This window comes from Leptolyngbya sp. FACHB-60 (assembly GCF_014695775.1).
Taxonomy (GTDB): domain Bacteria; phylum Cyanobacteriota; class Cyanobacteriia; order Phormidesmidales; family Phormidesmidaceae; genus Nodosilinea.
Genome location: NZ_JACJOX010000009.1, coordinates 20485 through 33387 on the forward strand (window position 1 = coordinate 20485; position 12903 = coordinate 33387).

General features: G+C 50.4%; 10 protein-coding genes, 1 pseudogene and 1 CRISPR repeat array. Of the genes and pseudogenes, 5 read left to right on the top strand and 6 right to left on the bottom strand.

From position 1 onward, the window contains the following. Positions 1 to 23: 23 nt before the first annotated feature. A pseudogene (gene cas1 / locus H6F57_RS02190) lies at positions 24 to 1003 on the top strand (CRISPR-associated endonuclease Cas1). Positions 1004 to 1184: 181 nt separating this feature from the next. Beyond that, positions 1185 to 1463: a CRISPR-associated endonuclease Cas2 gene (gene cas2, locus H6F57_RS02195; RefSeq protein ID WP_190624402.1), complete on the top strand. Its 279-nt coding sequence runs from the start codon at positions 1185 to 1187 to the stop codon at positions 1461 to 1463. 182 nt (positions 1464 to 1645) lie between these two features. Further along, positions 1646 to 6458: a CRISPR direct-repeat array (repeat unit 36 nt; unit sequence CTCCCCACCCGCTGGGGATATTAATTGAATGGAAAC). A gap of 3 nt (positions 6459 to 6461) precedes the next feature. Here cas2 and H6F57_RS02200 read toward each other — a convergent pair. The 4 genes from H6F57_RS02200 to H6F57_RS02215 form a co-directional block, all read right to left on the bottom strand. After that, positions 6462 to 6617, bottom strand: a complete 156-nt coding sequence (locus tag H6F57_RS02200) for an HTH domain-containing protein (RefSeq protein WP_190624403.1) — start codon at positions 6615 to 6617, stop codon at positions 6462 to 6464. A 213-nt stretch (positions 6618 to 6830) separates the two neighbouring features. Further along, on the bottom strand, positions 6831 to 7133 hold the full coding sequence (locus H6F57_RS02205) for a hypothetical protein (RefSeq protein WP_190624404.1): 303 nt from the start codon (positions 7131 to 7133) through the stop codon (positions 6831 to 6833). Positions 7134 to 7144: 11 nt separating this feature from the next. Further along, positions 7145 to 8296 (bottom strand): hypothetical protein, encoded by a 1152-nt coding sequence (locus tag H6F57_RS02210; RefSeq protein ID WP_190624405.1) that lies wholly within the window; start codon positions 8294 to 8296, stop codon positions 7145 to 7147. A 202-nt stretch (positions 8297 to 8498) separates the two neighbouring features. Then, a complete protein-coding gene (locus H6F57_RS02215) occupies positions 8499 to 8735 on the bottom strand; it encodes a hypothetical protein (protein WP_190624406.1) in 237 nt (78 codons plus the stop codon). Between the two features lie 439 nt (positions 8736 to 9174). On the opposite strand from H6F57_RS02215, the gene H6F57_RS02220 reads away from it, so the two are divergent. Then, positions 9175 to 9393 carry a hypothetical protein gene (locus H6F57_RS02220; protein WP_190624407.1) on the top strand — a complete coding sequence of 73 codons (219 nt, stop codon included), beginning with the start codon at positions 9175 to 9177 and terminating at the stop codon, positions 9391 to 9393. Positions 9394 to 9502: 109 nt separating this feature from the next. Here H6F57_RS02220 and H6F57_RS02225 read toward each other — a convergent pair whose 3' ends face one another. After that, the gene (locus H6F57_RS02225) at positions 9503 to 10549 is read right to left on the bottom strand and encodes an IS4 family transposase (protein WP_190624408.1); all 1047 of its coding nucleotides are present in this window, start codon (positions 10547 to 10549) and stop codon (positions 9503 to 9505) included. Next, positions 10546 to 10824 carry a hypothetical protein gene (locus tag H6F57_RS02230; RefSeq protein WP_190624409.1) on the bottom strand — a complete coding sequence of 93 codons (279 nt, stop codon included), beginning with the start codon at positions 10822 to 10824 and terminating at the stop codon, positions 10546 to 10548. The genes H6F57_RS02225 and H6F57_RS02230 overlap by 4 nt, the downstream gene beginning before the upstream one ends. 888 nt (positions 10825 to 11712) lie before the next feature. On the opposite strand from H6F57_RS02230, the gene H6F57_RS27405 reads away from it, so the two are divergent. Then, positions 11713 to 12318 (top strand): transposase, encoded by a 606-nt coding sequence (locus H6F57_RS27405; RefSeq protein WP_199289417.1) that lies wholly within the window; start codon positions 11713 to 11715, stop codon positions 12316 to 12318. Positions 12319 to 12320: 2 nt separating this feature from the next. Then, on the top strand, positions 12321 to 12899 hold the full coding sequence (locus H6F57_RS27410; protein ID WP_242024708.1) for a hypothetical protein: 579 nt from the start codon (positions 12321 to 12323) through the stop codon (positions 12897 to 12899). Positions 12900 to 12903: the final 4 nt, after the last annotated feature.

Here is a 12903-nt window from a genome sequence, read left to right on the forward strand (position 1 = left end):
TAGCTTTCCAACTGAGAAAAATTATGCAAACGCTTTATATTTCACAGCAGGGGTGCTCTGTAAGCCTCTGCCAAGAACAATTGCTTGTTAAACAGAAAGACAATGTTTGTCAGCAGGTTCAACTACCTTTGATCGAACAGGTGCTGGTATTTGGCCAATCGCAGGTAACAACACAAGCGTTACGAGCTTGCCTTAAGCGCAATATTCCCATTCTATATTTGTCTCGAATGGGGCAATGCCATGGTCGATTATTGCCGATGCCGCAAGGCTATCGCCAGTTAGCACGATATCAGAGTGAGCTTTCTGAAGATACTCGGCTTTCAGTGGCTAAGGCGATTGTTCAAGCTAAACTCCGTAATAGCCGGGTACTTCTACAGCGTCAGGCACGACAACGCTCTAAAGAGTCTATAACCGCAGCCGTGCAGCAACTGGAATCGCTCATCATTGGTGCTAGCAAAGCCAGTTCAAACCAAGCTTTGATGGGAGTTGAAGGTGCCGGGGCTGCAAGTTACTTCTCGGTTTTAGGCGATTGCCTAGTTAATCCTGAGTTCAAATTTACGGAGCGTAGCCGTCGCCCGCCTACAGATCCAGTGAATGCACTACTGAGCTTTGGCTATCAACTCCTGTGGAATCATCTTTATAGCCTCATTGAGGCCCAAAACCTCGATCCCTACGATGCTTGTCTACATCAAGGAACTCGCAAACATGCAGCATTAGTTCTGACCTTATAGAAGCATTTCGAGCACCATTAGCGGATTCACTCATGCTGTATTTGGTAAACCATAGGGTCATGGATGTAGAGTCTGACTTTACATTCAAGAGTGGCGGTTGTTATCTCAACGGCAATGGGCGACGCAAATACTTACGTGCATTTATTGCCCGCATGGAAGAGGAGATCAAAGCCGGAGGAGAAGAGCTTCATCCCCGCTGGGATTTGTTGATGGCTCAAGTCAAGGACTACAAAAAGTTTATTTACAACCCGAAGGCTCTGTTTCAGCCCTGATTGACTGACAAAAGTTTGCCTGGATGCTACTCAAAGCCTCCTATAGCAGGGGTTTGAGGCGATCTAGAACGTTTTATGGCTCCGTTTCGCCTGTAATGCTTGTCAGCCAAGGGCTTCGAGGGTTAATGATCCATGTTTTGTCAGTCAACCAGGTTTCAGCCTTATTCGATCCGGTGAGGCTATGTTTTTATACATTGTAGCTTATGACATCCCATCAAATAGGCGGCGAAAGAAAGTGTCTGATATTCTTGAAGGCTATGGTAAGCGAGTTCAATATAGTGTTTTTGAGCTTGTTCTAGCTAAATCAAAGTATGATGATATGAAACGAATATTAAGCCGTTATGTTAATTTTGAGGAAGATAGTCTTAGATTTTACCCAATTTCACAACATACCTTGGAACAGGTTGAAATTTGGGGTGGTGTACCTCTAACTCAGATGCAGAAATCGATTATTGTATGAATTGCGAATAAAGTTATGAGCAGCGGTAGGACTTATTATTTGGTGATATCCCTCGAAAGGCGACTGAGTAAGGTTTTCGGGCTTTTGCAAGCCAACTCTGGATTGTCTGTAGTCGCCAAGGCAAGCATCCTTCGCAACCGAGGCCTGGACACCCTGCTGTGCTTAGGTGCAAGATAGGGTCACTCCCCACCCGCTGGGGATATTAATTGAATGGAAACTAGGCGTCGTAGGGAGCAAAAGCGGTAAACGTTGGAACTCCCCACCCGCTGGGGATATTAATTGAATGGAAACAATCAGCGGGTAAACCTTAGTGCTCAGCAGGTCAGGGCGATCTCCCCACCCGCTGGGGATATTAATTGAATGGAAACATCTTTACGGGTTCCCCTGTCTCTGCGTACAGTGAAATTAGCCGCCTACTCCCCACCCGCTGGGGATATTAATTGAATGGAAACCGATCCTCCGCTCGGCGCTGGTCGTCGCGGGCCTCACTGCTCCCCACCCGCTGGGGATATTAATTGAATGGAAACTGACAGGGCCAGCAGTACCACCGGGTCACTCTGCTGTGTCTCCACTCCCCACCCCCTGGGGATATTAATTGAATGGAAACCCTTTTGATTGTTTTCATGCGATGCCTACCTGCTGTCTCCCCACCCGCTGGGGATATTAATTGAATGGAAACTCCGACATCGGCGATGCGATCGTGAATCGCTTGGGCGTAGCTCCCCACCCGCTGGGGATATTAATTGAATGGAAACTGCAGGTGACGCTTAACCATCAGGCCGGGGTCATAGTCTCCCCACCCGCTGGGGATATTAATTGAATGGAAACTAGATGACGGTAGCGCACCGCCGGAGTCGCGCCCGGCATTCATCTCCCCACCCGCTGGGGATATTAATTGAATGGAAACGATGCTGCCTTGAAAGCCGTCTACTAAGTTGTAGTCGCCTCTCCCCACCCGCTGGGGATATTAATTGAATGGAAACCATTTTGCGCAGGTCGTTCAGGTTCTGGAAGCCGACCACTCCCCACCCGCTGGGGATATTAATTGAATGGAAACCTATGACGGCATTGTGCAGATCCTTGTCGAGGGGGCCTGGCTTTCTCCCCACCCGCTGGGGATATTAATTGAATGGAAACCAGACAAATCCTATTAATATTTCAGTTATTCCTAGCATGGAATACTCCCCACCCGCTGGGGATATTAATTGAATGGAAACTTCTTCCCCGGTCATAGGCTCACACATCCTTTATGAAATCTCCACGATGACTCCCCACCCGCTGGGGATATTAATTGAATGGAAACAGTTATCTTCTAAATAAAAACCGCCTACTGATTGATTGTTTAACTCCCCACCCGCTGGGGATATTAATTGAATGGAAACCTAGGTCCACACGCTTATCCTGGCTTCTGCGTGGACTCCCCACCCGCTGGGGATATTAATTGAATGGAAACTTGCCCCCTACCTGAGTCACTTGGCGGGCGTACTCTTGGGTAACTCCCCACCCGCTGGGGATATTAATTGAATGGAAACTGCATCGGGGCAGGGTCAACATGGGTCAGGGCAGATAGCTGCCTGCTCCCCACCCGCTGGGGATATTAATTGAATGGAAACCTGACATGGTTGAACGGTCTACGATCTCGCCGTTGCCGACGTAGACTCCCCACCCGCTGGGGATATTAATTGAATGGAAACCCATTGCCCCTCACAATCACAACAAAGTCATCAGGCAACTCCCCACCCGCTGGGGATATTAATTGAATGGAAACCTATGCCCCACCGATCGCACAGCAGCAGCCCACGACGACTCCCCACCCGCTGGGGATATTAATTGAATGGAAACCCCCCATGATTAGATCCTGGTAGATCAGGTCTCTCTGGAGTAACTCCCCACCCGCTGGGGATATTAATTGAATGGAAACATAGGATTCACATCGGCAGGGTTTACAGTCACATGGGACTCCCCACCCGCTGGGGATATTAATTGAATGGAAACTCCTTATTTACGGTGGTGTGTTGCGGTTAGTTCTCTAACTCCCCACCCGCTGGGGATATTAATTGAATGGAAACTGTTTCTTTCTCCAGTCGATCGAAGTTAATTCTCGCCATTGTCTGCTCCCCACCCGCTGGGGATATTAATTGAATGGAAACTTGAGGCTTACCTAGCACCTCGGACAGGAATCGGCTCCCCACCCGCTGGGGATATTAATTGAATGGAAACTCATCTATCATCTGCTTGCCCTTCGACATGTACTTGGCCATCTCCCCACCCGCTGGGGATATTAATTGAATGGAAACACGGGGACGCACCGAACGATCGCGCTAACCGGCAATATTACTCTCCCCACCCGCTGGGGATATTAATTGAATGGAAACTTGACGTTTATTTAGTAGCTGTAGGTACTGGTACACCTGTTGATCTCCCCACCCGCTGGGGATATTAATTGAATGGAAACTGAACTAAGCGATTGCCCCTATCCTGGCCACCCTGTCCATAACTCCCCACCCGCTGGGGATATTAATTGAATGGAAACCCAATTGTTTCCCAAAAATTATCTTGAAAAGTGATTTCCTCCCCACCCGCTGGGGATATTAATTGAATGGAAACCTGCCCAATACTGCCTAACCTTCTTATCCTTCAGCGCCATATTAACTCCCCACCCGCTGGGGATATTAATTGAATGGAAACATCCTGCGCTTTCTTTCCAGAGTCAATCAGATCGGAAAGTTTATCTCCCCACCCGCTGGGGATATTAATTGAATGGAAACCTGAACTCAAACAAACGTTTTCAATATATCGCAGCTTATGCCGCCGCCTCCCCACCCGCTGGGGATATTAATTGAATGGAAACTAACCAGCGCTAACCTCAGTGGCCTTGCCCGACTCAACTCCCCACCCGCTGGGGATATTAATTGAATGGAAACTCGGGATAGTTCGATCGCACGGCCCGCCCATGTGTCTCCTCACCCGCTGGGGATATTAATTGAATGGAAACTGCAGAGAAGCAGATCAATGAATGGGGGCTTCAGGTATTCCTCCCCACCCGCTGGGGATATTAATTGAATGGAAACCTGTGCGAACGGATCGACAAACTTCTTTGAGGTGCCGCCGTGGCAACTCCTCCCCACCCGCTGGGGATATTAATTGAATGGAAACATCAGCAGGTTGCATACCGCCTCTATTGATTATTTTGGTATTCTCCCCACCCGCTGGGGATATTAATTGAATGGAAACTGAGCCAGGTCGCCCCCAATGTAGTTCGAGGAATAGTTGACTCCCCACCCGCTGGGGATATTAATTGAATGGAAACTTTATAAAAGCGATTTGCCGATTGGGGTCAGCTTGACTCCCCACCCGCTGGGGATATTAATTGAATGGAAACTTTGGCTTCAGTCGGATACCAAATAATGACAGTTTCGCACTCCCCACCCGCTGGGGATATTAATTGAATGGAAACAAAATCATTTCCTCAACAAGCCTCCGTATAATTTTGGGTCGCGCCTGTCTCCCCACCCGCTGGGGATATTAATTGAATGGAAACCTCAGCGGGGCGACACCCCAGTCATGGGCCAGGTGCACCACTCCCCACCCGCTGGGGATATTAATTGAATGGAAACTTTTCAAACCGCTTTAGGCGATCGCTCATCCTACGGAAGCTCCCCACCCGCTGGGGATATTAATTGAATGGAAACTTACCCGTTCCTCGAACACCTTGAAGCAACACAAGGTTGGACGTTCCCCACCCGCTGGTGATATTAATTGAATGGAAACCCCCTGCCATGTTGCCATCACCAGCATTCAAAAGAAACCCTTCTCCCCACCCGCTGGGGATATTAATTGAATGGAAACTTGGTATAAAAACGACCCTTATTTGAATATAAATCTAGCTCCCCACCCGCTGGGGATATTAATTGAATGGAAACATAAAATGCTCGGCCACCATCAGCCACAACTAGAACCCGGTCACTCCCCACCCGCTAGGGATATTAATTGAATGGAAACCTCTCTCGAAAGAATGCCGTAAGAGATACCTGCCGAGAGTCTCCCCACCCGCTGGGGATATTAATTGAATGGAAACAATTCTTCTGGGTCTTGGGGCATGGTCGCCTCTCTGGTGTGACTCCCCACCCGCTGGGGATATTAATTGAATGGAAACTTCAGCGCTTTGATTTTTTGGCGTAACGTCAAAGGTATTTTACTCCCCACCCGCTGGGGATATTAATTGAATGGAAACCTTTAGGGTTGCAGAGATTGCTAGGAATTCAATAATTACCTCCCCACCCGCTGGGGATATTAATTGAATGGAAACTTCCCACGGAAGCCTTGGCCTGTATACAGTTACGAACTCCCCACCCGCTGGGGATATTAATTGAATAGAAACTTGAGCTGCTGCTTACCTAGGGGGCAATGTTCGGCGATGATGCTCAGCTCCCCACCCGCTGGGGATATTAATTGAATGGAAACTGCCCCAGGTGCGATCGTTCTGTCTGCGGCGTTTAGCTCCCCACCCGCTGGGGATATTAATTGAATGGAAACCTGCCCAGTCATCGTATCGATCGCGGAACACTACGGACGCAGAACTCCCCACCCGCTGGGGATATTAATTGAATGGAAACCATTCTCGCTGTCTACGCGACGAGCTCTAAAGCGTCCTCGACTCCCCACCCGCTGGGGATATTAATTGAATGGAAACCTGTCCTGGATTGGGGAAACGTTGCCAGATATTTCGCGGAATCTCCCCACCCGCTGGGGATATTAATTGAATGGAAACTTATTGTATCCAGTTCATCTTCCACACAATGGATTTTTGCTCCCCACCCGCTGGTGATATTAATTGAATGGAAACATAGTTCGTCAGCGGAGACAATCTCGGTTTGCAGAGATCCCCACCCGCTGGGGATATTAATTAAATGGAAACTCTGGGTATACCGAAACCAAGTAGCCTTGGCCTTGGGGCAGCTCCCCACCCGCTGGGGATATTAATTGAATGGAAACTTGTCAGTCGTGAGCGCGATCGCGCATAAAGGACAGGTCATCCCGGACAGTCCGCTCACTCACCTCTAGAACGTCAGCTAAGCTTTGAGCTGTTTGCTGCTCTGGCTTTCGGATGAGTTCATCTATTTTGAGTAGTCGCTCTAACTGGATGCGTGACATTTGGCTTCCTTCAGTTGTATGGCGACCATCCTAAGCAGTTAACCCGGCAAAAAAGCTTCCGGGTTAACTGCTTAGGAAAAGTTTTCATTATCTCCGGAACAATGGCGTAAGTTTGAAACAAACGCACTGGTCTCATATGTAGCTATGGGACAGGACGATTGAAAATACACTCATAGCTAAATTCGTTTGTGATGGAATCGTTAGCATTTCCCTTTACAGGTCGTCGAGTTCATTAGGGTCGAATTCGAGGTTGAGCGTTGTGGGTTGGGCTTCTTCAGCTTTGGTAGGTTGCGGGACTTGCACTGGTGCTGCAGCCGGTGCTCCTGTTTGAAAGCAGTGCTGGATAAGTACACTATCTACCAGATCAGCCAGCTCAGAATCGGTAAGGTCTTGGGAGCGCTGGAGCAGAGTCTGCTTATTGGTCGCTCCGTATTCCTTGGCCAATAGATGGGCGAGGGTTGTCCCCTTAACCCAAATGCTGCGACCTTTAATCGATTGTCCTGGTTTTCGAGGCATTGTCATATCCTTTAGGCGACTGCCGGTTCTTTGGATTCAGCCTTGGTCGGAGCCTTAGCTTTAGGTTTTTTAGAGGTGGCCGAGCATTTAGCCACAGTATCAAAAGGGTCAAAGTCAAACTTTGCTAGAGACTCATTCAACTCACCACTTAGCAAGGGTAGAAGCTTATGGGTGTACATCGACTCAGCATTTGCCAGGAGAGGGTCGCCTTCGTACAACCTAATACCACGTTTACCTAGGAAGCCTTCTATCTTAGGAAGCTTGACGCCGCCACCAATAGCGATGACCCGATAGTCACTTCCATTGCGCTCAGCCAGAGCCTTAAGCGCGGGGCCTACAGCATCAACGATCCACTCCTTCAAGCAGGCTGTATAAACGCTCGTGATGTTCAAGCACTTACCATCGCCTCGGTAGAAGACTTTTTCCATGCCACCTTCGGTAGCTTCAACCAGACCATTGCCAACGTAGATAGGGTTTCCAGACATCCCACCTAGCATGGCCTGTAGCTCGGAATGGTTAGTGATTCGGTCGATTAGGTTACCAACACCGTAACCGCTGCGATGAGTCTGGTCGTTTAGTGGAATTCCATCCCTAGAACGAGGAGTCAGTAGACAAGTCAAATAACCAATGTCTAAGGTACAGAACTCAGTTCCTTGAGCGATCGCTGAGCCCTCAGAGATTACACCGCTCACGGGCATCTTGATTTGAATCTTGTAGGTTTTGCCGTTACAGACAACCTGGTGCCAGCCAGTAAACTGAGCGACAAGTTTAGCACCGAGCGCCTTGGGGTTATGGCTAGAGCAAATCATTACCACGTTGGTTTCCCCAGCGGGAATCTGAGCTTCACGAATGAGGGCAGCTAAGAGCAGTGGAAGAGCGTTGGTGGTCTTGAGATTGGATTCCTCGTAGGGGGTGTCAGGCCGAAGCTTACGGTCGATAACACTACCACCGGCAATCCAGAGCCTGCCAGCTAACTCAGCATTAGAGCCAGCGACATAGTGCAAAACGTCTGGGGCGACTGATTCATAATCAGCGATGAAGTCTTTCTCCGTGCCAAATTTCACAAGAGAGCGAATCATCACAGGCGGGCAGTGCTGGCTGAAGATTTTTAAGTTCCCAGCACCAGGGTCAGCAGCAAGAAAAAGTGTGTCAGAGTGAGCCATATTTTTTAAGTGCCATAAAGGTCTTTTAGTGGGTTCAATAATCACACTATAGGTATAGTGCGATTATTAAATAATTATACCATTAGTATTTTATGGTAATCCGCTAGAGGGGCCTTGAAGTGCTCAAGCTATCCCTAAAAAACGATAATCACAAGATAAATACCCCGTGGTTATTGCGTGATTATTTATCCAGTAGAAATACTTAGGGGAATTCGCAACTTAATTCAGAAAACTCTACTGAATCAACGAAGCTTTTAAGGACTTTTGTGGTCTCTTCATTCGCTTCGTAGAAGAGAACTCCATCGCAGGCTTGAGCAAACATCTGGTTCTGCCCGTAACGCTGGGCATCCATTATCAGTGCATAGCCAAACCGTCTAGAGAGCATCTCTCTAGTTTTCTCATCAACACCAGCGTCTGTCACATCTAGAAAACCATTCACCAGCCGAGCGGGCGGCAGACTAAATACGTCTGACCATCTACGACTTTGAGGCCATCTTTCTCAGTAGTGGTGAGGTTTACTTGGGCTATGGCAGAGCCGGTTGCGTGGTAGGTTACTTCAACGACGCTAACCCCATAACCATCTATTTGACTAACAACCCGCTCGGGGATGTAGAACTCATAGTCCTCTTTAACTGTGGGAGCCTCCACTCGATCGTGGATAGCTTTAAGGAGAATGTACCAGCGGTGAGTGGACAGTTAAGCAAATAGCAGTTCAACTCACCAGCAGGCACACCAGGACCAAGTTGGACGTGAGCACTGAGAACCTGGAGCGGCTGGAATGGTTTGGCCTAGTGTTGTCCGAGGAGAAGGAGGGAATCCTATACTGGCACTTCATTGAGTCAGCGAAGGCCGCTTAAACATAAAGAAAGGGAAAAAATATGGCTATCGATCCTTATAAACCAGAACTCGCAAAACGCCAGACAGCCTTTCAAATCGCCACTAAGCAGCTCATGGATCGCTTAAATCAAAATATAGGCCTGGCCAGCCAGGGTAAAGCTGACTTTGCTGAAAACTTCAATGGAACATTAGAGGCGCTGCGGGATTACGAACAATCAGGCCGTGAGTTATCTGAATGGATTTCACAAAAAGGTAGCTGATTGAAAGACCATTGTTTGCGTTTTCGACCTATGTAACACCTCCTTTTTTGCATTTTAACCCTAGGTAGAAGGCAGGCAGCGGCGCTAGGTTTACCTCAATGGTGACAACTTAAGCATAGGTTTGAGAAGTCAAGGTAGTGGGTGCGGGGTCGAACGTAAGTCTAGGAGGCTTTTTGCGCCAAGCTTTGACCGTACCGAGGTCAGCATTGGCTGGGTCAGTGAAGTAGGCAATGAGGTCATGGGCTGGCCCCTTCGAGTGGGCGACGGAGAAGTGATAGAGGCCGCGAAAGATCATTTCTAGAGACAGGCGCTCAACCGGAAGACTTAAGGCATTGGCCAGGTCATCGGCTAAATCGACCAAGACGAGGTAGATAATCCAGGTCGCCCAGACCTGTAAGCGAATGCCATTGGGTGAGCCCGTCCAGAGGTAGCTGAGGCCAAGCAGGCGTTTGACCAGGTTGAAGGACTCTTCGATGCGCCATCGGCGTTGATAGAGGTCAGCGACGACTCCCGGAGGCAAGACGGTGGGGTCAAGCACCGAGGTGAGGTAGGTGTGCCACTGCTGGCCTCGTCGGACTTCCACTAAGCGCAGCGTCAGGATGGGATTACCCTGATAGCCCTTGCCCAAACGGACCTGGGAATCGCGATGCCAGGGACTCTCGCTGAGTGGCTTGAGCACCTCAATCGGGCCATTCGCTCGCACCCGTGTAATGAAGCCTGCCCCTTGGCGGATGAGGGACTCAAAAAACCGAAAGTCCCAAAACCCACGGTCTAGAATCATCAACGTTTTGGGGCCAATGGCCTGATGCAATCGGGGCATAAACGCCGTGTCATGGGTGTAGGGATTGGCCTCTATCCACACGGCGACTGGCGTCTGTCGCACTAAATCTAGAATGACCATCATCTTGCCGCCTAGCTCGGCGACCTTGGCGTCTTCTAAACTCTTGAGCTTGCGAAACAGCGCTTCTAGCGTCGAGCCATCGGCAATCCAGACTCGCTCAAAGGACCGCAGCGCCACCGTCACACTCTCGGGTAGGGGGCGCTGAACTCGCTCGGCCCAGCGCTGATGAATCAGCGGCACTAAGTCCTTGAAGACCTGCTCAAACAACTCGCTGGGAAAGTCTAGCAGTCGGTTCGAGAGGGCTTGTTGACTCACGGGCGCGCCTTGCACCACAGCAGGTCTTCGCGGTTTAACACCCGACACAACTCACGCACCGACGGCACCTGACGCCAGAGCAGCGTCAGAATAGCGGCCATCATCAACGGCAAGGTTAAGATTCGTGCCCGGAGTCCCAGTTGCCGATATAAACCGCTTTGCGCATATACCGTTGGCGTTAGCAGATCATTCAGCCGGGCTTTGACTTCTTCGCTCTCCACATAGGGTTGGTTGCGTGGACGAACGTGATCTCGATGGCTGGAGCTACGAGTCATGTCACCATCTCCGAAAGGCGCTTGACGGCTAGCCTAGCGTCTTAAATTGTCACCGTTGGGTTTACCTATAAACCGCGTGCCTTATCTGACATCATCAGTTCGCCTTCGCAGTGGGGAGCCTTCCCTCTCCCCATAAAAATAGCCTCCCTATGAAAGCCTTGAATTTGGTTTGGATTTTCTATCAGCTCTGATAACACCACCGCTTCAATTTTTTGACCTCTTCCCGCAGCTCCTCAGGCGACCCTTCGTGCCGCTCGATTAGGGACAATAAATTAATTTGGAAGTCATAATCCACAAAACTAAAGCGGGATGTTACCGCAAGGGCAACGTCTAGTTCCCCAGCGGCAAGCAGGAGCGCGATCGATTCAAGGAGCTGGACGCATGTGAGCCCACTCCTAGCGGCGATCGTTTCAATCTTTTCTATCGCGGCTGGTTCAAGGGAGAGTGCGGGCGGCGTTGGGTTTACCGATTAGCCGCGCGCCTTCCTTGCCATCATTGGTTCGCTTTCGCAGTAGGGGGCCTGCCTTCTTCCCTACGTTAGAAAGGCAATGCCTGAAACCCTCGATGTACAGAGAGGTGCGGGACACTCTGGTGGGATAAAAAAGCCCCGTGGTAGGAGCCTGAAACAGTTTTTCATCTCTGTATCAGTCTTGGGGTAAGAGCTTCCTTTTCTCTTCTTCCGTCATGCGTGGGTTCCGACGAATTGCCTCGTCGTATGCCGCGTACGGATCTTCCCCAGAACCTTCAGGCTCATCATCATAGTCAGCAACAGGTTTTGGCCTGACTGCCTGACAGAAGTGGGTGAAAGGCTTGAAACCTCGTGAAGCGAGGGGGAAAGGGTGAGGTGACATGAGACGCTGAAATTTGCGTCATCTCAGGGTCTGTACCATGTCAGCCACCACCTGTCTCTATGATCAAGTGCTGTCCTTGCTGCGTCAATATAGCCATCGCCGTGACCTGCGGCACCTCAAAGCGCTGGCTTGGATGGTGACCGCGCTAGTGTGCAGCGGTCGGTTGAGCCTGCCGGAATGGGAATCGTATGTGCCGAGTCGCGCTTGCCAGGCGCAAAGCACCGAACGACGGTGGCAGCGCTTCATGAGCAATCGACGGGTTCGCGTCAAAAGTTTGTACGTGCCCTTGGTGCTAGCGGCGATTCACCAGTGGCAAGGGCGACGGCTCTATCTGGCGCTCGATACGACGGTGCTGTGGAATCGCTACTGCATGATTCACCTGTCGGTGACCTGTTGCGGACGAGCCGTGCCGCTGCTGTGGCGGGTTTTGGAGCATCCTAGTGCTACCGTCAGTACGGAGCGATATCTCCCCCTGTTGCGGTTAGCCCATCGGCTGTTGCAGCCCTACCCTGATGTGATGGTGTTAGCAGACCGGGGGTTTGCTAACCATGACCTGCTGGCGTGGTTAAGCCAAAGTCGATGGCACTATTGTTTACGCTTGCCCAGTGATGTGGTGGTGCATGGCCCCCCCGTCATCCCATAGCGGTGGGCTATCTCTGGCCTGCCAAGGGCGAAGCCCGATTCTATGAGACCGTCGGGCTCTGGAGCGATGGCCGCTGGCCCTGCAACCTCGTGCTGGCCAATGTCAAAAGCGTCAAGGAACCCTGGGCCGTTATCACCGATGAACGGCCGTCCCTCAACACCTTGTGGCAATATGCCCTTCGCCTTCGCGTCGAGGAGCTTTTTCTCGATTCCAAGTCGGGGGCCTTTGAGCTAGAAGCCTCCGGCATTCGCTCGGCTACCGCCCTCGAACGGCTCTATCTCGTCGCTGCCGTCGCTATCCTCTATGGCACCACTCAGGGCATGGCCGTCCAACTCGATGGCCTCCGTACTCAGGTTGACCCTCATTGGACACGGGGCATCAGTTACCTCAAAATTGGCCTCCGCTGGCTCAAGGGAGCCGTCAACAAAGGGCGTCCACTGCTCCAGCTCATTGCCCTCTTCACCATTGACCCGGAGCCCTGTTTTGCCTCTAAAAAAGCTGAAGCCCAGTACTATGACCGCATCTGGTTCTCTAGAATCCAGTCTTTGCACTGTCAGCTACCACCCTGGGAGGCAGCCTAAAGAT

Excerpts from the sequence above, each read along its gene's own strand:
- cas2 (WP_190624402.1), top strand. The coding sequence starts at position 1,185 with ATGTTTTTATACATTGTAGCTTATGACATCCCATCAAATAGGCGGCGA.
- H6F57_RS02200 (WP_190624403.1), bottom strand. The coding sequence starts at position 6,617 with ATGTCACGCATCCAGTTAGAGCGACTACTCAAAATAGATGAACTCATC.
- H6F57_RS02205 (WP_190624404.1), bottom strand. The coding sequence starts at position 7,133 with ATGCCTCGAAAACCAGGACAATCGATTAAAGGTCGCAGCATTTGGGTT.
- H6F57_RS02210 (WP_190624405.1), bottom strand. The coding sequence starts at position 8,296 with ATGGCTCACTCTGACACACTTTTTCTTGCTGCTGACCCTGGTGCTGGG.
- H6F57_RS02220 (WP_190624407.1), top strand. The coding sequence starts at position 9,175 with ATGGCTATCGATCCTTATAAACCAGAACTCGCAAAACGCCAGACAGCC.
- H6F57_RS02230 (WP_190624409.1), bottom strand. The coding sequence starts at position 10,824 with ATGACTCGTAGCTCCAGCCATCGAGATCACGTTCGTCCACGCAACCAA.
- H6F57_RS27405 (WP_199289417.1), top strand. The coding sequence starts at position 11,713 with ATGTCAGCCACCACCTGTCTCTATGATCAAGTGCTGTCCTTGCTGCGT.